19 protein-coding genes are annotated in these 18,343 nt (G+C 73.7%); 6 read left to right on the forward strand and 13 right to left on the reverse strand.

Annotated elements, in window-relative coordinates:
* Nucleotides 1–5 precede the first annotated feature (5 nt).
* The 3 genes from IF23_RS0101505 to IF23_RS0101515 are packed head-to-tail and all read right to left on the reverse strand — an operon-like array spanning nucleotide 6 to nucleotide 3,425.
* Complete coding sequence (locus tag IF23_RS0101505; protein ID WP_030278866.1) at nucleotides 6–2,066, reverse strand: ATP-binding protein; 2,061 nt, start codon at nucleotides 2,064–2,066, stop codon at nucleotides 6–8.
* Nucleotides 2,056–2,727, reverse strand: a complete 672-nt coding sequence (locus IF23_RS0101510; protein WP_030278867.1) for a Pvc16 family protein — start codon at nucleotides 2,725–2,727, stop codon at nucleotides 2,056–2,058. The genes IF23_RS0101505 and IF23_RS0101510 overlap by 11 nt, the downstream gene beginning before the upstream one ends.
* A gap of 32 nt (nucleotides 2,728–2,759) precedes the next feature.
* Nucleotides 2,760–3,425, reverse strand: coding sequence for a helix-turn-helix transcriptional regulator (locus IF23_RS0101515; protein ID WP_051739077.1), 666 nt, complete (start codon nucleotides 3,423–3,425; stop codon nucleotides 2,760–2,762).
* A 513-nt stretch (nucleotides 3,426–3,938) separates the two neighbouring features.
* Between IF23_RS0101515 and IF23_RS0101520 the strand changes: the two genes are divergently transcribed.
* Nucleotides 3,939–4,451, forward strand: coding sequence for an HAD domain-containing protein (locus tag IF23_RS0101520; protein ID WP_030278870.1), 513 nt, complete (start codon nucleotides 3,939–3,941; stop codon nucleotides 4,449–4,451).
* A gap of 66 nt (nucleotides 4,452–4,517) precedes the next feature.
* Here IF23_RS0101520 and IF23_RS0101525 read toward each other — a convergent pair whose 3' ends face one another.
* The 5 genes from IF23_RS0101525 to IF23_RS0101545 form a co-directional block, all read right to left on the reverse strand.
* Nucleotides 4,518–5,225 (reverse strand): HAD family hydrolase, encoded by a 708-nt coding sequence (locus IF23_RS0101525; protein WP_030278872.1) that lies wholly within the window; start codon nucleotides 5,223–5,225, stop codon nucleotides 4,518–4,520.
* Between the two features lie 76 nt (nucleotides 5,226–5,301).
* Nucleotides 5,302–6,021: a phosphatase PAP2 family protein gene (locus IF23_RS0101530; RefSeq protein ID WP_078653731.1), complete on the reverse strand. Its 720-nt coding sequence runs from the start codon at nucleotides 6,019–6,021 to the stop codon at nucleotides 5,302–5,304.
* Between the two features lie 72 nt (nucleotides 6,022–6,093).
* Nucleotides 6,094–7,029, reverse strand: a complete 936-nt coding sequence (locus tag IF23_RS0101535) for a M56 family metallopeptidase (RefSeq protein ID WP_030278876.1) — start codon at nucleotides 7,027–7,029, stop codon at nucleotides 6,094–6,096.
* 284 nt (nucleotides 7,030–7,313) lie between these two features.
* On the reverse strand, nucleotides 7,314–8,117 hold the full coding sequence (locus IF23_RS31835) for a DUF5134 domain-containing protein (RefSeq protein ID WP_107126856.1): 804 nt from the start codon (nucleotides 8,115–8,117) through the stop codon (nucleotides 7,314–7,316).
* 212 nt (nucleotides 8,118–8,329) lie between these two features.
* A complete protein-coding gene (locus IF23_RS0101545) occupies nucleotides 8,330–8,716 on the reverse strand; it encodes a VOC family protein (protein WP_030278880.1) in 387 nt (128 codons plus the stop codon).
* 190 nt (nucleotides 8,717–8,906) lie between these two features.
* On the opposite strand from IF23_RS0101545, the gene IF23_RS0101550 reads away from it, so the two are divergent.
* A complete protein-coding gene (locus IF23_RS0101550; protein WP_030278888.1) occupies nucleotides 8,907–9,440 on the forward strand; it encodes a GNAT family N-acetyltransferase in 534 nt (177 codons plus the stop codon).
* Between the two features lie 39 nt (nucleotides 9,441–9,479).
* On the opposite strand, the gene IF23_RS0101555 is transcribed toward IF23_RS0101550, so the two are convergent.
* The 4 genes from IF23_RS0101555 to IF23_RS0101570 all read right to left on the reverse strand — a co-directional run bounded on the left by IF23_RS0101555 (nucleotide 9,480) and on the right by IF23_RS0101570 (nucleotide 12,832).
* Nucleotides 9,480–10,244, reverse strand: coding sequence for an amino acid ABC transporter ATP-binding protein (locus tag IF23_RS0101555; protein ID WP_030278890.1), 765 nt, complete (start codon nucleotides 10,242–10,244; stop codon nucleotides 9,480–9,482).
* On the reverse strand, nucleotides 10,241–11,128 hold the full coding sequence (locus IF23_RS0101560; protein WP_030278893.1) for an amino acid ABC transporter permease: 888 nt from the start codon (nucleotides 11,126–11,128) through the stop codon (nucleotides 10,241–10,243). Before IF23_RS0101560 ends, IF23_RS0101555 begins: the two co-directional genes overlap by 4 nt.
* The gene (locus tag IF23_RS0101565; protein WP_030278894.1) at nucleotides 11,125–11,988 is read right to left on the reverse strand and encodes an ABC transporter substrate-binding protein; all 864 of its coding nucleotides are present in this window, start codon (nucleotides 11,986–11,988) and stop codon (nucleotides 11,125–11,127) included. The genes IF23_RS0101560 and IF23_RS0101565 overlap by 4 nt, the downstream gene beginning before the upstream one ends.
* A 160-nt stretch (nucleotides 11,989–12,148) precedes the next feature.
* Nucleotides 12,149–12,832, reverse strand: a complete 684-nt coding sequence (locus tag IF23_RS0101570; RefSeq protein WP_030278896.1) for a glycerophosphodiester phosphodiesterase — start codon at nucleotides 12,830–12,832, stop codon at nucleotides 12,149–12,151.
* Nucleotides 12,833–13,429: 597 nt separating this feature from the next.
* On the opposite strand from IF23_RS0101570, the gene IF23_RS0101575 reads away from it, so the two are divergent.
* The 4 genes from IF23_RS0101575 to IF23_RS0101590 all read left to right on the forward strand — a co-directional run bounded on the left by IF23_RS0101575 (nucleotide 13,430) and on the right by IF23_RS0101590 (nucleotide 17,399).
* Nucleotides 13,430–14,827: a DUF6421 family protein gene (locus IF23_RS0101575; protein ID WP_030278898.1), complete on the forward strand. Its 1,398-nt coding sequence runs from the start codon at nucleotides 13,430–13,432 to the stop codon at nucleotides 14,825–14,827.
* A gap of 68 nt (nucleotides 14,828–14,895) precedes the next feature.
* Nucleotides 14,896–15,657 (forward strand): SDR family NAD(P)-dependent oxidoreductase, encoded by a 762-nt coding sequence (locus IF23_RS0101580; protein ID WP_030278900.1) that lies wholly within the window; start codon nucleotides 14,896–14,898, stop codon nucleotides 15,655–15,657.
* On the forward strand, nucleotides 15,636–16,727 hold the full coding sequence (locus IF23_RS0101585) for a threonine aldolase family protein (RefSeq protein WP_078653716.1): 1,092 nt from the start codon (nucleotides 15,636–15,638) through the stop codon (nucleotides 16,725–16,727). The genes IF23_RS0101580 and IF23_RS0101585 overlap by 22 nt, the downstream gene beginning before the upstream one ends.
* A gap of 96 nt (nucleotides 16,728–16,823) precedes the next feature.
* Nucleotides 16,824–17,399 carry a transglutaminase-like domain-containing protein gene (locus tag IF23_RS0101590; protein ID WP_030278904.1) on the forward strand — a complete coding sequence of 192 codons (576 nt, stop codon included), beginning with the start codon at nucleotides 16,824–16,826 and terminating at the stop codon, nucleotides 17,397–17,399.
* A gap of 55 nt (nucleotides 17,400–17,454) precedes the next feature.
* Here IF23_RS0101590 and IF23_RS0101595 read toward each other — a convergent pair whose 3' ends face one another.
* The gene (locus IF23_RS0101595; protein WP_030278906.1) at nucleotides 17,455–18,171 is read right to left on the reverse strand and encodes a lysophospholipid acyltransferase family protein; all 717 of its coding nucleotides are present in this window, start codon (nucleotides 18,169–18,171) and stop codon (nucleotides 17,455–17,457) included.
* Nucleotides 18,172–18,343 lie beyond the last annotated feature (172 nt).

Consider the following 18,343-nt stretch of genomic DNA (forward strand, 5'->3'; position numbering starts at 1 on the left):
CGCTCTCACCAGCCGGTGTCGTCCAGCACCAGCCGTCCGCCCTTGCGGTACTCGCGGCGGGCACCGGTGAGCAGATCGGCATCGGTGACCGGCGCGCCACGCCCGGCGGCGGCGTACGCGGCGGTGACCACCGCGCTGCGGATCGAACCACCGGACAGCTCGAACTCCCGGGCGCACGGCCCCGGATCGATCCCCTCGACGCACGGGACGTGCGCCAGGCTGTGGCGCCACAGCGCCAGCCGCTGCTCCGCGTCGGGGAACGGGAAGTCGACCACCAGATCCAGCCGCCGGGTGAACGCGTCGTCGATGTTGGCCCGCAGATTGGTGGTCAGCACCGCGATGCCGTCGAACGCCTCCAGCCGCTGGAGCAGGTAGGCGCTCTCCATGTTGGCGTACCGGTCGTGCGCGTCCTTCACCTCGGACCGCTTGCCGAAGACGGCGTCGGCCTCGTCGAAGAGCAGCACCGCGTCCGTACGGTCCGCCTCGGTGAAGATCCGCTCCAGGTTCTTCTCCGTCTCCCCGACGAACTTGTCGACCACCGAGGAGAGTTGGACGACGTAGAGATCGAGGCCGAGATCGGCGGCGACCACCTCGGCCGACAGCGTCTTACCGGTCCCGGAGTCCCCGGCGAACAGCGCCAGCACCCCCCGGCCCCGGCCGCCACCGGCGCTCAGCCGCCAGTCGCCGAGGACCCGGTCGCGGTGGCGGGAGCGGAGCGCCAGCTCCCGCAGCTGTCCCAACGGTCCCTCCGGCAGCACCAGATCGTCCCAGTCGACGTCCGGGCGGATCCGCCGGGCGTGCCGCTCCAGACCGGACGCCGACTGCTGCCGGGCGGCGTGCCGCAGATGCGCGGCGGTCGGCGCGGTGCCCTCCAGCGCCGCCAGGGCCAGCGCGGAACGGGCCGCCCGCCGGATCCGCTCCCCGTCGAGGCGGTACGGAGCGACCGTCGCCGCCAGGTCGAGGCCGGGCGTGGCGGCGTCCGCGCCGAGCGCCGCCTCCCAGGCGTCCACCGCGCCCGCCCGGGTCCGCGGCGCCTCCAGCACCAGCGGATCGCGGGCGCACCACAGCGGGTCGTACGGCCGCGGCCCGCAGAGCAGCACCGACACGTCCTCGGCCGCCAACTCCCGGATCAGCTCCCCCGGTTCGTCCGGCAGCGGGGCGACGACCACCGCGCAGTCGCGCAGCCGGGCCTCGCGCAGCAGGGCCGCCACCGGGCCCCGGCCGTCCGGCGCCGGGTCCGCCGTGCCGTCGTCCGGCCGCCGCGGCCGGGCGGGCGGTGTGAAGTGCAGCGCCGCCCGGCCCGCGGCGTGCAGCGCGGCCACCGCCCGGGCCGGTCCGTCGCCCTCGCGGTGCTCCCGCAGATAGACGGTGGCCGGGCCCGCCGCCAGCAGCGCGCCGAGCCGATCGGCCGGGTCCGCCGGTCCGTCCGCCGGGGCGCCGGGCAGCTCCGTGACGTACCCGGCGAGCGCGGCGTCCGGGGTGTCGTCGCCCAGCAGATGCGCGGCGACCCGGTCCGGGACGCGGAGCGGACGGCCCAGGAACGGGCGGTCGGTCTCCTCGATGTGCAGCAGGCCGTACGCGGACAGTGGCGCCGACGGGTGGAAGCGGGCCCGCGCCGCGGCGCCCGCACCGTCCGGGGCGAGCAGTCCGCACAGGTCGAGGGCGAGCCCGGTGGTGGCGCGGCGGCGGCTGACGTCGTCGTTGAGGTAGCCGTACAGCGGCTCGAAGTCCCGGTCGAGGTCGGGGGCGAGCGCGATGAGCAGGACGGTGGAGTCCAGCGGGGTCAGCCCCAGCCGCCGGGCGAGCAGCCCCAACCGGTCCCCGGGCACCACGGCACCGTCCGGCGGCGGGGGCCCGTCCCACCCCTCGGGCGGCGGGCCCCCGGCCTCGGTCCGGCCGTGCAGCCGGTGGCGGACCGCGTCGTCGGAGAGGTACAGGCCACGCAGCGGGTCGTCGGCCGTCGGGTCGTCCGCGCCGCGCCGGGCGACCAGCGCGGCGACCCGCGCACGCAGCGCGGCCAGCCGGTCGGCCAGCGGCTGCCCGGCGGCGGGCGCGTCACCGCTCACCGGGCGCCTCCGCGGTGGCGGACGCGGGCCGGGCCACGCCCTTGAGGTGCCGCTCCTGGTGCGCACGGGGCTCGTCGGCGAGCGGGCCGTCCAACTCCCGGGCGGAGACCACCGCGCCCTCGGTGACCGGCGGCCCCGCGTCGTACTCGGGGAAGCCCGGGAACGGCACGGTCAGCATCAGGTCGACGGAGGGCTTGAGTTCACCGCCGAGCGCGGAGAAGAGTTCGGCGCGGGAGCGGGCGTCGCCCGGGGTGGCGCCGACGACGAGCGGCACGCTCAGCCCGAGCGCCGCCAGCGACCCCGGCAGTTGCGGGGGCGCCAGCAGTTCGTGGGGGAGGAGCGAGGCGAGCGCCGCGGACAGCAGCCGGTGTTCGTCCTGCGGTCGCTTCGTCCACGCGGTGACCAGGTACGACAGCCGGAACCAGCGCGGCGGACGGCGCCTGCGCAGCACCGCGCCGCGCTCGTCGCGCACCGGCATGGTGCCGCCCTCCCGCCGTGCGGTGTCCTCGCGGATGTCGTACAGATAGGCGTTGAGCGTGGGGGAGTTGCGCCGGGATGCCCAGGTGCGGGTCGGGGCGTCGAAGGCGATCTCGATGCCGGTGCCGGCGAGCACCCCGCCGGTCAGCAGCCCCTCGATGACCTCGTCCACTTCGTGGATCATTCAGTGTCGCTCCAGTCGGCCGCGTACGGCCCTCACGAGATGTAGCCCTCGCGCAGCGCGTAGGCCACGGCGTGCGCGCGGTTGCGCAGGTTCAGACGGGTCGTCAGCCCCTGCATGATGTTCTTGACGGTCCGTTCGGAGTACGCCAGCTTCCGGGCGATCTCGTTGGTGTCCATGCCCTCCGCGACCAGCCGCAGCGCGTCGACCTCGCGCTGGGAGAGCCCCGAGGGGCGCACGCCCGGGACGCCGAGCGTGCCCGGGCGGAGCGAGCCGACCTGGCTGAGCAGCCGTCCGAGCAGATCGGCGGGGAGGTCGCCGTCGCCCCGGGAGGCGGCGATGACGGCTTGCAGCAGGCGGTTGCCGGTGGCCTCGCGGCGCCAGACGATGGCGCCCACCCCGCACTCGATGATGTCCAGCAGCTCCGCCTCGCGGATCAGGCTGACGACGAGCACGGCGTGCATCCCGTCGCTGCGCACCAGTCGCCGCAGCCAGCCGAGCATGGTCTCGTCGAGGGACTCGGTGAGCAGCACCGCGACGCCGCCCGATTGCTGGGCGGTCGCCTCGTCGACGAGATCGATCACCGCATGGCCCCGCAGCTGGCTGATGGTCCCTTCCCGGGAGATGGGATCCGGCGCGTGTACCACGACGGGAATGCGCTCTGCGGGTTCCTCCACGGCCGTTCTGAATGAGCCGCGCAATTGTTGTCCTCCCCGTACCGATCGCCGCACCGGCGCGGAGAGATTTCCGCAGCGGCCGATCCGTTCCCTCACTATGACATCACTTGATGTGGACTCAGATGGTGGTGCGGGCGGGGAAGGTTGCGTGCGCGATCCAGCTGTGACGGAGTTGTCGAGGAAAAAGTTGGGGAAACGGTGAACCGATCGCGTTTCCACAGGTCATAGCGGTGCTGGAGCGGGAAGGGGGGTGTTGTTCACCCGGTGAAAATCGGCCATCTGGCGAATTGTGACCGTGTCACGCGGGGGTATTGCGGAAGGAGGTGTGGGTGTGGTTCCGGCCCGGTGATGGAAATGTAATTCCCGGAAAAATGCGATCGCGATCACCGGGATACGGCGCCCGGACTCTTTGCGCTATCTTTGCGGCGATTCGGTGAACCGGCCGGGAATTCACCGCCGCGCCGCCCCCCGCGACCGGCGCGGAAGGGCCCGGCGGAGCGCTCGCGTCCGCCCCGCCGGGGGAGGAGCATCGGACGGGTGACCGACCCGCGTCCGATCCTCTTCCTCGACGTCGACGGCCCGCTCAACCCGTGGCGGGCCCCCGTCGGGCGGGCCCCGGCCGGATACACCACCCTGCCGATGCGCCCCACCGGCTGGGAGGAGCCGCACCCGCCGCTGCCGGTACGCCTCGACCCCCGCCACGGCCCGCTCCTCCTGGGCCTCGGCTACCGCCTGGTGTGGGCCAGCACCTGGGGCCCCGAGGCCAACACCTGGATAGCCCCCGTCCTGGGCCTCCCCACCCTCCCGTACGTGGACTGGCTCCGGCCCCCGTACCGCGCCTCCGACGGCGTGCACTGGAAGACCCGCCGCCTGGTCGCCGTCGCCGACGGCTGGCCGTTCGCCTGGGTCGACGACGAGATCGGCGAACCGGACCGCTCCTGGATCTCCCGGAACCACCCGGGCCAGGTCCTGCTGCGCTGCGTCGACCCCGCGGTGGGACTGCTCGCGGACGACTTCGAGGCGCTACGGGCGTGGGGGAAGGGGCGGTGAGGCCGCGCCCCGACGGGGCGCGGACGGATCCGTGAGGCGCCGGTCCGGGCAGGCCCGCCCTCCCGCTCAGCCCGCCCGGCCCACCAGGTCCAGCACGGCCCGCAGCCCGTCCGGGCGCCGGTCCACCGGCACCGGGTCGACCGGCAGATAGCGGCAGCCCACCGCCGTCGCACCACCGTCGTTCCGCCGGTCGTCGCCGACCATCACCACCTCGTCCGGCGCGAGCCCCAACTCCCGGCAGGCGGCGGTGAAGAGCCGCGGATCGGGCTTCGCCGTCCGGTGCTCGTACGACAGGACGGTGCAGTCCAGATATGGCGCCAGCCCGTGCGCGCGCAGCACCGGCCGCAGATCCCAGCCGATGTTGCTCACCAGCCCCGACCGCAGCCCCCGCCCGCGCAGTTCGGCCAGCACCTCCACCGCGTCGGGGTACGGCCACCACGCCTCGGGGCGCATATGGCGCGCGTACAGCGCCTCCGGCAGCACGGCGGAGGGCAGCGGCACCCGGCGGGCCAGCGCGGTGTAGACCTCGCGGTGGCGGCGGGGGTCGTGGTCCCGCTCCGCCCAGGGAGCGGCCAGCTCCGGCGGGACCGCCTCGGGCACGGCGCCGCCGGGCAGCGCCCCGGCCCGCTCCAGCGCCGCGGCCGTGTCGCGCACCGCGGACTCGTCCAGCGCGGTCCCGGTCGCCGCCAACGCGCCGCGCAGCCAGCTCTCCGCCGGTTCGCTCCGCACCAGCGTCCCGGAGAAGTCGAACAGCACACCTCTGGTCACCGTCATGCCCCCATCGTGGGCGATCCGGCCGCGGTGCACCATGGGCCCGCACACGCCGCCACGCCCACGGGCGGGCCGCCGCTCACGCCTCCCGCCCGGCCGTGCGCCGCCGCTCGTACGCCCGGTGGGCCGTCACCGCCGCCGCGACCACCACGGCACCGAACAGCCAGCCGCCGACGACGTCCGACAGCCAGTGCACCCCCAGGAACAACCGGGTGAAGCCGACCCCGGCCATCGACACCGCCACCACCGCGACGGCCACCCGCCACCGGGCCGGGCGGGGCGCCCGCCGGTGCAGCAGCCAGAGCAGCAGACCGCCCGCGACCGTCAGCGACAGCGCGTGCCCGGACGGGAAGGACTGGTAGTGCGCAAAGTCCACGGGGTCGGGCCACACCGGCCGGTCCCGGTCCACCGCCGCCTTCAGCCCTTGCTGGAGGGCGGTGCCCAGGAGCGAGGTGGCGGCCACCCAGAGACCGAGCAGCCACGCACCGCGGCGCACGAGCAGCGCGACCGCCACCGCCAGCACGGCCCGCATCGTCCAGGGGTCCCACACCCAGTCGGTGAGGATCCGGTTGAGGTGGGTCCAGCCGGGCGCGCCGACGGCCGCGGTGTGCAGGGTGTCCGCGACGCTCCGGTCGAGCCCGAGCAGCGGCGCCCAGCCCGCCGTGACCAGCACCGTCAGGACGACGGCGGGCACCGCGCAGCCGATGAGCACGGCCAGCGGGGCGCGCAGGGACGGGTGCCGGGAGGAGGAGCCGAGGGGGCGCGGCGTCGGCGCCGCGCGCCGTTCTGACGAGGCCATGCGCCGATCTTCGCGGACACCGCCGCCCGGCACCATGCCCCACCCCGAAGCCCCGGCAGGCGGCGTGCCCGGTCAGGTCAGGGCGTGCAGCCCCGGGACGAAGGTGATCAGCAGCGGGACGGCCGGGAACAGCGCCGCGTACGCGGTGATCCGCAGGCGGCGGGCGGGGGAGAAGCGGACGCCCGGCGCCAGCAGCCGGTCCACCCGCTGCGGCACCTGCCCCAACTGCTCGGGGCACGGCCCGAACACCCCGCGGTCCTCGTTCATCCCGACCAGCGCCAACGCGGTCGTCAGCCGCCCGAAGCGGCGTGACGCCACATCGTCCGCGGCCAGTTCGACCAGCCGGTGGACCTGGTCCCGGAACGCGGCGAACACCGGGACCTGCGGGAAACCGGCCGCCAGCGCCGAGGCGCAGTGCAGCAGCAGATCGTGCCGGGCCCGGGCGTGGCCCTGCTCATGGGCGAGCAGCGCATCGAGCTGACGATCCTTCAGACGGCGCAACGCGGCTGTGGTGACGACGAGTTGGGGCGCGCTGCGCTGGAGCCACCACGCCTCGGGGCGGTCGCTCTCCAGGACGACGAGGCGGTCGCCCGAGCGCTCCTCGCCGGGCAGCAGCGGCACCCGCCGCAGCAGATCCGCGCGGCGCTGCCGACGCCGGGCCCGCGCGGCGCGCACCTCACGGGTCAGCGCCACCGCCGTCCACACCGCGCCCCCGGCGAGCAGCAGTGCCAGCGAACCGGCCCACGGCCCGTAGGTGTTGAGCGCGTACGCCTCGACGACGACGCGCGGCGCGAAGCCGAACACCGGGCCGCGGACGGCGTCCCACGCGGCGGCCGCGCTCAGCGCCATCGCCAGTCCGCAGCAGAGCAGCACGGCGGCGACCACGCACTGCCAGACCCACAGGGCGAGAACCGGTTCGCGGTCGGGCCAGTCCGAACGGGCCATCAGGCGCGGCGCCATGGACGCGGCCAGCACGCCGAGGATCATCAGCGTGAGGGGGACCATCATGCGGCCAGCCTATGAGCGCCCCGCTCGCAGGCGGTACGGCGGCGTTCCGGAAGTGACGTATGCCACCCCGCCGGGAGGCGTGACGCGCCGCCCCGGACGTGGGCCAGGACGGCGCCCGCGCAGCGACCCCGGACACCGGTCAGGTCGGCCCGTCACCCTGGGTGCCGGTCCCGGTCGCCCGCCACCCCGGGTGCCGGTCGGGTCCGGACGCGGACCAGGACACCGGTCAGGCCCGGACGCCACCCCGGGCGCCGGTCCGCACGGGCCCGCGGCCGGGACCGGCGTCAGACCAACAGCAGCATCACCAGCATGCCGAGGCTCATCGCCAGCCGGCAGACGCCGAACGCCTCGGCGCGCCGGAGCACCGGGAACGGGGAGGCGGAGCCGCGTACGTCCTCGGGGGGAGCCGCCGCTGAGCCCGCCGGGCGGCCGGGGACGCCGTCCGCCGCGGGCCGGACGGCGGCACCCTCCGGCAGCTCGGCAGCGCCGCCGCCGACCGGCACACCGTCCACCGGGCCCGCTCCCGCGGGCACCGCACCCGCACCCGGCACCGCACCCGCCCCAGCGGGCACCGCACCGACCGGCACCGCCTCCGCCGCACCCGCCCCGGGTATCAGCCGGATCCCGGCGAGGACGACGGACGCCGCGTAGTAGACCAGCAGGGCGCCCGTCACCAGGGGCGGGCCGCCCATGTCGCCGTGCCCCGCGGCCATCGCACCGCCGTGGCCGCCCGGCATCGCCATCGGCGCCGTGCCGGTCATCGCCGGGTCCGCCGCCAGCAGTGGGGTCATCACCAGCGCCATGTACACCATCGCCAGCGAGTCGACCGCGTGGTGGGCGTGCCGGAGCCACAGGGCCCGTACCGCCGCGACGGCGAAGACCGCGGCGTACCCCCACGCCAGCCACGGCGGCGGGGCGAACGCCTCGGTGGGCAGCGCCATCACCGCCATCGCCAGCCCCATCAGCGCCTGCCCGCGCGCCTGGGACCGCTGCGCCGCCGTCCCGCGGCGCGCCCGCGACAGGCAGTACCCGCCCGCCACGGCACACACCACCACCAGCAGCCAACTCGTCAGCGACGGCCCGTGCACTCCGACCTCCCCACCCCGGCCCGGCGCGGCGGCGGCCATCCCGCGCACCGGCCGGACACCGATCCCGTACGACCGGAGAATGCCCAGGTCACCGGGGGCGCAAGGGAGCGCACGGGGGCAGGCGCGGGGCGCAGGACCGGCCGCCCCGGGGAGGCCCGGGCCGGGGCGTCACCCGGAGGCCCGCATCCCGCCCGGAGCCGCGGAGCCGCAGGTCAGGGCCGGTAGCGCAGGGGATGGTCGGCGGGCACCTCGACCAGGACGAGGCGGTGGCCGTCCGGATCGGCGACCCACATCTCGATCAGACCCCACGGCTCCCGGACCGGCGGCCGCAGCATCTCCACCCCGCCCGCCACCAGCGCCTCGTGCGCCGCCGCCACGTCCGCCACCTGGAGCCACAGCTGAAGGGTCCGCCCGGGCGGCCCGTCCGACCGGCCGGACACCTCCAGGAAGCCGCCGCCCAGGAAGTACACCGTGCCGCGCTCGGGGCCCGTACCGAACTCCCGGTAGATCTCCAGCCCCAGCGTCCCGCCGTAGAACGCCCGCGACCGCTCGGGGTCCGCGGGCCGCACCAGCACCCTGCTGCTCAGTACCTGCACCATGTGCCGGACCCTACGCGTCCGGGGGCGTGCGGCCGGGCACCGCGCGCGGGTTCCGGGCGCCGGGGAGCTGCCCGGCCCGGCATCGGGACGAAAGGCCCTGATCAGCCGGGGTGTCGCCTTGCTAGCCTCGCGGTGTGCCCCGGCCCTGCCGTCCGGCACCCGTAGCCCGCCCGAGAGGAACCACCGCACCATGCCCACCGGCCAACTCGTCTTCCGCTCCGCCACCGACGCCGACATCCCCGCGCTCGTCGCACTGATCGAGTCGGCGTACCGCGGCGACGCGAGCCGGGTGGGCTGGACCACCGAGGCGCATCTGCTGGAGGGGCAGCGCACGGATCCCGAGGGGGTCGCCGCCGTGGTGCACCAGGAGGGCAGCCGTCTGCTGGTGGTGGAGCGCGACGGCGAGCCGATCGCCTGCTGCCAGTTGGAGAACCGCGGCGACCACGCCTACTTCGGCATGTTCGCGGTCCGCCCGACGCTCCAGGGCGGTGGCCTCGGCAAGGCGATCATCGCCGAGGCGGAGCGCACCGTCCGCGCCGAGTGGGGCGCCGAAGAGATGCGGATGACCGTCATCCGGCAGCGCACGGAGCTGATCGCCTGGTACGAGCGGCGTGGCTACCGCCGCACCGGCGAGCTGAGCCCGTTCCCCTACGGCGACGAGCGGTTCGGCGTCCCGCAGCGCGACGACCTCGCCTTCGAACTCCTGGTCAAGCCGCTCGGCTGAGCCACCCGGCGGGCCCGGGGCCGCACCGGCGGCGCGGCCCTACCGGCGCCCCGTCCCGACGACCCGCTCCAGGAACTGCCGGGTGCGGGCCTCACGCGGCGCCCCGAACAGCTCCTCGGGGGTGCCGCGCTCCCGGATCACCCCGGCGTCCAGGAAACACACCTGGTCGGCGACGTCCCGGGCGAACCCCATCTCATGGGTGGCGAGCACCATCGTCATGCCCTCCGCCTTCAGCCCGCGCACCACGTCCAGCACCTCGCCGACCAGCTCCGGGTCGAGCGCCGCGGTGATCTCGTCGAGCAGCAGCAGCCGGGGGCGGCAGGCCAGCGCCCGGACGAGGGCGACGCGCTGTTGCTGCCCGCCGCTGAGCCGGTCCGGGTAGGCGTCCGCCCGCCCGCCGAGCCCCAGCCGCTCCAGCAGCTCGTGGGCGCGCGCCTCCGCCTCCTCCCGCGGCACCCCGTGCACCCGGCGCGGCGCCAGCGTGATGTTCTCCACCACCGTCATGTGCGGGAAGAGGTTGTACGCCTGGAAGACCACCCCGATCCGGCGGCGTACCGCGTCCGCGTCGGCGCGCGGATCGGTGATCTCCTCGCCGTCCAGGAAGATCGCCCCGTCGTCGATCTCCTCCAGCAGGTTCGCGCACCGCAGCAGCGTCGACTTGCCGGAGCCGGACGCCCCGATCAGCGCCGTGACGGTGTGCGGCGCGACCTCCAGATCGACGTCCCGCAGCACCACCGTGCCCCGCCCGTACGTCTTGCGGACGGCCTCCAGCCGCAGCACCGGCGCGGCATCCGGCTCGCTCATACGATCCCTCCCTGGGCACGCCGCCGGTCCATCCGGGCCGTCACCCAGTCCGTCAGCCGCGTCATCGGGATCGTCAGGGCGACGAAGACCAGCCCGGCGACCACGTACGGCGTGTAGTTGAAGTCCTTGCCCGCGATGATCTGCGCCGCGTACACCGCATCCACCGCCCCCGCGATCGACACCAGACCGGTGTCCTTCTGGAGCGAGACCAGATCGTTGAGCAGCGGCGGCACCACCCGGCGTACCGCCTGCGGCAGCACCACGTACCGCAGCGCCTGCCCGCTCGACAGCCCCAGCGACCGCGCCGCGGCCCGCTGCGAGGGGTGCACCGACTCGATACCCGCGCGGAAGACCTCCGCCACATACGCGGAGTACGTCAGGACCAGCGCCGCCCCGCCGAGCAGCACCGGATCGGTGGTGACGCCCTGCAACCGCAGCGCCGGGACGCCGAAGACCACCATCAACAGGCAGATGATCAGCGGCAGTCCGCGGAAGAAGTCGGTGTACGCGGTGGCCAGCGCGCGCAGCGGGAAGAACACCGGACCGCGCAGCGTCCGCGCCACCGCCAGCCCCATCCCGAGTACCAGCACCGCCGCACCGCACACCACCAGCAGCTCCAGGTTGAGCAGCAGCCCCTCCAGCACCTTGGGCAGCGCCTTGCGGGCGTACGCGGCGCTGAAGAAGGTCTCGTGGGTGCGCTGCCAGCCGGGCGACCCGGTGATCACCACGTACAGCACCGCGGCGGTCACCAGCGTGCTCACCGTGGCGACGGCGGCGGCGCGGCGGGCCCGGCCCTTCCGGTACCGCTCCCGCGCCAGCCGCCGCGCGGACGGTACGTAGCCGTCGTCCGGGGAAGGCGCCGACGCGCCCTTGACGAGGCTCACTTCAGCACCGGCGCATGGGCGGCGTCGGCCAGCCACTTCTTCTCCAGGGCGGCGAGCGTGCCGTCCTTGCGCAGCGCGTCGACGGCCGACCGGACGCAGCCGGTGATCCGGCTCTCCTTGTCGAGCACCAGCCCGAACCGCTCGCCGTCCGCGCCGGTGTCGGCGAACTGCCCGACCACCTTCGCGTCCGTCACCTCGGTGGAGGTGATGTAGAACGCGGTCGGCAGATCGGTGAGGATCGCGTCCACCTGACCGTTCCGCAGCGCGGACTTGGCGAAGTCGTTCTTCTGGTAGACCGCGGGCCGTCGGCTCGGCCGGACGGTGTCGTTGATGACGTCGAGGCTGGTGGTGCCGACCTGCGCGCCGAGCCGTACGTCCTTGAGGTCGGCGATGCTCTTCGCGCCCGCCGCCTTCGAGCCCTTGAGCGCCACCACCGCCTGCCGGACGTCGTAGTAGCCGGAGGAGAAGGCGACGGCCTGCTTGCGGGAGGCGCTGATCGAGATCTGGTTGATGTCGAAGTCGAACTTCTTCTCACCGGGCGCGAAGGCGTTGTTGAACGGCACGGTCCGCCAGCCGACCGCGGAGCGCGGATAGCCGAGCCGGTCGGCGACCGCGTAGGCGACGGCCGATTCGAAACCCTTGCCGTTCGCCGGGTCGTCGTCCTGGAACCACGGCGCGTACGCGGGCTTGTCGGTGCCGACGGTCAGCTTCCCGGCGGTCACCGTGGCCAGCTTGCCGGGCGCACAACTCGCCCCGCCCGCCGCGTCGGACGGCGCGTCCTGCGGGGCACAGCCGACGGCGGCGGACCCCAACACGGCGGCACACACGGCGAGAAGAGCGGGGCGAGAGGCGAGGCGCATGGCGGGAGAGTGACAGTGCCGGAGGCCGTCTGTCGAGATCACCGCGGAAATCGTCCGGATGCCGGAACGAGATTGCACGCCCGTGAACTGCGGATTTCCTACGGAGGGAGGCGCCGGGGCGCGGGGCCGCCGCACGGACCCGCGCCCCGGCGCGGCCCCGCTATGCCGTGAACCGCACCGCCCGGCGGATCTCCGGCTGATCGGTCACTACACCGTCCAGCCCCAGACCGCGGGCGATCCGCAGCTGGTCGTGGGTGTTGACGGTCCACGCCACCACCCGCAGCTGCGCGGCGCGGGCCCGCTCCACCAACTCCAGGGTCAGCCGACGGATGTTGAGCGAGAGCAGCGGCGCGCCCACCGCCTGCGCCCGGTCGACCACGTCCAGCCCGTACCGGCTGGCGACCAGCGCGGTGCGGACGCCCGGGACCAGCGTCCGGATGGCCGCCAACGCCTCGTCGTGGAAGGAGATCACCTCGACCCGGCCGATCAGATCGCGGGCCCGCAGCACCTCGGCGAGCGCCCGCGCCGCCGCCACATCCTTGATCTCGGCCTGCAACGGCGCCCGGACCGCGTCCACCACCTCCTCGAACACCGGGATCCGCTCGCCCCGTCCGGCGTCCAGTTCACGCAGCTCCGCGAGGGTCTGTTCGGCGATCGGCCCGCTGCCGTCGGTGGTCCGTGAGACGTCCGCGTCGTGCATCACCACGAGCGCGCCGTCCTTGCTCAGATGCAGATCCAGCTCGACGACGTCGAGCCCTTCGCGCTCGGCCCGGACGAACGACCGGAGGGTGTTCTCCGGCTCCACGCCCATCAATCCGCGGTGCCCGATGGTGAGAAAGGACAAGGCTGCCTCGCTTCTGTCGGCTCGGTACTGCTCTGACGTCGCAACTCGCGTGCGGCGGTGCCGTGGCCCCGCACCCCGGAACGCCCCGGGCGCCCGGCCCCGGCGACGGCCCGCACCTCCCCGGCCCGGCGCCCCGCACACCACGACCTCGGGCACAAAGCCGTACGAAATGGCGCACATCCTAACGGCTCCACCGGGCCCCGGAAGCGGCGCGGACCGGCCACCGCGGGCCCCGCCGGGCGCCCCCGCGACCCGCCCGGCAGACCGCCCGCGGGGGAGGTCCGCCGTGCCCCGTACCGGACCGGAACCCCCGGCCGCCGGTCCGGAGCACCCGCTCAGGGGTATCTGTCCGCCCGGGCCGTCCGCGAACCCGCTCACCCGCGCGTGGGCGCGTCCCCACGGGGCTGACGCGGTCCCGTACCCCGGGGCGCGGGACCGCGGAAACGGCGAGAACGTGTCGCTCCACGCCGCATCGACAGGAAAAATCATCGTGATCTGGGGGTGGTGACGGAATAATTTTCACCGGCACCTCTTGAGGGAAAGAACCTTGGCTGGTTACGGTGGGTGCACCACACGATCTACCGCCGGAGGGCAGTCATGACGGAAATCCTTTCGCCCGTGGGTGCTCGGACGGGCACTTCGACCACGGAGTCGGTGACCGCGCACCCGGCGTGGCCCGCCCTGAAGCGCGCGGTCGAGACCATCCGGCCGTGGCAGTCCAAGGACGGCTCGATCGATCTGACCGCCGACGGCGCTCCCACCGCGGAAACGGTTCGCCACGAGGTCGAGGCGATCATCGCCGCCCTCGGCGCGCTCGCCCCGCTGCTGCCGCACAACGCCGCCTACCACGAGGCGCTCGCCGCCGACCTGCGCCGCTGGGCGGACGACGGCTTCGGCGTACCGGACTTCCTCGACTCCCTGCTGGCCTTCCAGCCCGCCCAGGACCGGGCCGACGGCCGCCAGCACCTGGTGCTCTTCCCGATGTACACGCAGAACGGCAACCCGGACCGCAACTTCGAGGCCGTCGTCCTGCGCATGGTCTGGCCCGACTGGCTGGCCGAGCTGGAGCGCACCCGCTACGACAACCCGCTCTTCTGCGGCATCACCTTCGAGGACTTCACCGCCGGGTACGACACCAACTCCGCGGTCCTCTTCCCCGAGACCATCGCGGTGCGCGAGGCCCCCGAACGGTTCAGCTGGGGCGGCATCTTCTGCGACCGCGAGGCCGCGCGCTTCCGCCGCGTCAGCGAGGCGGCGGTCGAGACGCTCGGCATCGAGCTGCCCGAGGACATCCGCGCCCTCCTCGCCGACCAGGACCGCTGCCAGCAGGCGTTCGTCCTGTGGGACATGGTCCACGACCGCACCCACAGCCACGGCGACCTGCCCTTCGACCCGTTCATGATCAAGCAGCGCCAGCCGTTCTGGATGTACGGCCTCGAAGAGCTGCGCTGCGACCTCACCGCCTTCCGCGAGGCCGTGAAGCTGGAGGCCGAGGGGTATGCGCAGGCCCGCGATGTGCAGTACGCGGTGATCTTCGACCGGATGTTCCGCTTCCCGGTCACCGGCGACCGCAACCGCAACTACGACGGTCTCGGCGGCCAGCTGCTCTTCGCGTACCTGCACAAGCACGACGTCGTACGCTGGACGGACAACACTCTCCACATCGACTGGGAGCGGGCGCCGAAGGTCACCAACCAGCTCTGCGGAGAGATCGAGCAGCTCTACCGCGACGGCATCGACCGGCCCAAGCTGGTCCACTGGTTCGCCGCCTACGACCTCGTCTCGACCTACCTCGCCCCGCACCCGGGATCGGTCTGGGCGAAGGGGCCCGACGCCCTCGACCTCGACCAGCCGCCGCGCAAGCTCGTGGACGACGTGCTGCCCGACGAGTTCCCGCTCAGCATGTTCTACGAGGCCCTCGCCAAGAAGCTGCGTACGGTGATCGCTTCCACCAAGGGCATCACGGCCGGCCGCGAGATGCCGGCGGCGGCGTGACCACGGGCCGCGCCACCACCGAAACCGCAGGTCAGTCAGGTGTCCAGAAGGATGAGGAGGCGACGGAGATGAGTACTTCGACGGGCGGCCAGGGGTCGTTGGAGGGCGCTGTCATCGCGGTGGCGGGCGCCGCCGGACCCGCGGGGCGGGCCACCCTGCTGCGGTTGGCCGAGGCGGGCGCCACCGTCGTCGGCTGTGACGCGGACGCCGCACGGCTGGCCGAGGCGGTCGACGCCGCCCGCTACGCCCACGGCGGTGCCACGGTCATCGGCGACACGGTCGATCTGCTCGACCCGGAGCAGACCCGGGAGTGGGCCGCCCGTACGGAGAAGGAGTTCGGCCGGGTCGACGGGCTCGTTCACCTGGTCGGCGGCTGGCGCGGTGCGAAGACCTTCGGCGAGACCGATCTGCACGACTGGGACCTGCTGCACAAGCTCCTGATCCGTACCGTCCAGCACACCTCCCTCGCCTTCCACGAGGCCCTGCAGCGCTCCGGGAACGGCCGGTACCTGCTCACCAGCGCCGCCGGGGCGAGCAAGCCCACCGGCGGGAACGCCGCGTACGCCGCGTCGAAGGCGGCGGCCGAGGCGTGGACGCTGGCGCTGGCCGACGGCTTCCGCAAGGCGGGGGGCGAGGAGGGCCCGCGGGCCGCGGCTGCGATCCTGGTCGTCAAGGCGCTCGTCAACGACCAGATGCGCGCCGAGCGACCGAACGCCAAGTTCGCGGGCTTCACCGATGTCACGGAGTTGGCCGAGGCCATCGCCGGAGTCTGGGGGCGGCCCGCCCGGGAAGTGAATGGAAAGCGTCTGTGGCTGACCCCCGAACCGTGAGCGGCGGCAAGACCGACGCCCGGCAGCACCACGACACCCAGGTACGCGGCTTCGCCAGCGACAACTACGCGGGCGCGCACCCGGAGGTCCTCGCGGCCCTCGCCCTCGCCAACGGCGGTCACCAGATCGCCTACGGCGAGGACGAGTACACCGCCCACCTCCAGCGGGTGATCCGCAGCCACTTCGGGCAGCGGGCGGAGGCGTTCCCCGTCTTCAACGGCACCGGCGCCAACGTCGTCGCGCTCCAGTCGGTCACCGACCGCTGGGGCGCGGTGATCGCCGCCGAGTCGGCGCACATCAACGTCGACGAGTGCGGCGCCCCGGAGCGCGTCGGCGGCCTCAAGCTGCTGACCGTGCCGACCGAGGACGGCAAGCTCACCCCCGAGCTGATCGACCGCGAGGCGTTCGGCTGGGACGACGAGCACCGCGCCATGCCGCAGGTCGTCTCGATCACCCAGAGCACCGAACTGGGCACGCTCTACACCCCGGACGAGATCCGGGCGATCTGCGAGCACGCCCACGGTCTGGGCATGGTGGTGCACCTCGACGGTTCGCGGATAGCCAACGCCGCGGCGTCCCTGGACGTGCCGATGCGGACGTTCACCAACGCGGTGGGCGTGGACCTGCTCTCCCTGGGCGGCACGAAGAACGGTGCCGTCTTCGGTGAGGCGGTCGTCGTCCTCAACCCCGACGCGGTGCGCGGGATGAAGCATCTGCGGAAGCTGTCGATGCAGCTGGCGTCCAAGATGCGGTTCGTCTCCGTGCAGTTGGAGGCGCTGCTCGCCAAGGACCTGTGGCTGCGCAACGCCCGGCACGCCAACACCATGGCGCAGCGGCTGGCGGCCGGGGTCCGGGAGGTCGCCGGGGTGGAGATCCTCCACCCCGTGCAGTCCAACGCGGTCTTCGCCCGGCTGCCGCACGCCGTCAGCGAACGCCTCCAGAAGCGCTACCGCTTCTACTTCTGGGACGAGGCGGCCGGTGTGGTCCGCTGGATGTGCGCCTTTGACACCACGGAGGAGGACGTCGACGGCTTCCTCACCGCCCTCCGCGAGGAGATCGGCGCCGTCTGACGGCACCCGCGGAAGGGCACCACCGAACCGAATAACTATGCGTCCGGTCGAAAAGTCATTGACTCTCGGCCGGGCGCATCGTTACGCTCCCGGCGCATGGAGCTGATCCAGGAAAGCCCGGAAATCGCCGCCTACTTGGCGGTGAGCGAGGCCATCGACCACGATCATCCGCAGGTCCGGGCCCTCGCGGCACAGCTGCGCGCCGAGACCGCCGACGCATACACATACGCCAAGGCCGCCTTCGAGTACGTCCGCGACACCGTCCCGCACTCCCACGACGCCGACGACCCCCGCGTCACCTGGCGCGCCTCCGACGTCCTCACCCGCCGCACCGGCATCTGCTTCGCCAAGGCCCACGCGCTGACCGCCCTGCTGCGCGCCGAGGGCATCCCCGCCGCGCTCTGCTACCAGAGGCTCGACACCCTGCACGGGCTGATCGCGCTCCGGCTCCCCGGCGGCGACTGGGCGCGCCAGGACCCGCGCGGCAACAAACCCGGCGTGCACGCGGAGTTCCGCACCGACCGGGAACAACTCGCCTGGCCCGTCCACCCGGAGCGGGGCGAGGCGGATTCACCGGTGCTCTACGCCGAGCCGCTGCCCGCCGTGCTCCGGTGTCTGCGACGGGCCGCCGACCGGACCGAACTGTGGCGGACGCTCCCCACCGACTTCTGACGGAAGGGAGTGGAAAGGGGCGAGCCCGGGAGCCGTGCGGCCCCCGGGCGTCGGGTCAGGCGGGCGAACCGGGCGCCGCCGGGGCCGTACCGCCCAGGTGCGCCGGGATCCACCAGGTGTCCTCCGGGCCCTTGGGGCGCACGGGGTAGGCGCGCTGCGCCGCCTCCAGCAGATCCTGGACGCGCGAGCGCAGCCGGTCGGTGATCTTCTCCGCCTGCTCGTCCGGGTCCGCCTCCATCGGCTCGCCCACCCGGATCGTGATCGGGAAGTGGTTCCGCCCCAGATCCCGCTTGTGGCCCTTGGTCCACAGCCGCTGGGTGCCCCACAGCGCCACCGGCAGCAGGGGAACGCCCGCCTCCTGCGCCATGCGCACCGCGCCCGACTTGAAGTTCTTCAGCGTGAACGACTCCGAGATCGTCGCCTCCGGGAAGACGCCGACCACCTCGCCCGACCGAAGCGCCGACACCGCGTGCCGGTAGGCGTGCACACCCTGCGCACGGTCCACCGGGATGTGCTTCATCGCCCGCATCAACGGCCCCGACACCTTGTGCCGGAACACCGATTCCTTGGCCATGAACCGCACCAGGCGCTTCGCCGGACGGGCGGTGAGGCCCGCGAAGACGAAGTCGAGGTACCCGATGTGGTTGCTCACCAGCACCGCACCGCCGCGCCGCGGAATGTTCTCCGTGCCCGCGATGTCGAATTTCAGGTCGAGCGACTTGAAGAGGGTGCGCGCGGCACCGATCACCGGCGGATAGACCAGATCGGCCATGTCGGGAGGACCCCTTTTCTGTGCCCGGGGAGGGTTCTCCCGGCGGAAACCTACGCAGCCGTAAGAAGCGGCTTTCGGGAGATCGTGCCCGATCACAGGCGTCGCGGCTACCACAGGGGCCACCCGGAGCGGGAGATTCTCATCACGTACGCCCCGCTCCCGTCGCGCCGCG

This window comes from Streptomyces catenulae, assembly GCF_000718015.1.
In the GTDB taxonomy this organism is placed as follows: domain Bacteria; phylum Actinomycetota; class Actinomycetes; order Streptomycetales; family Streptomycetaceae; genus Streptomyces; species Streptomyces catenulae.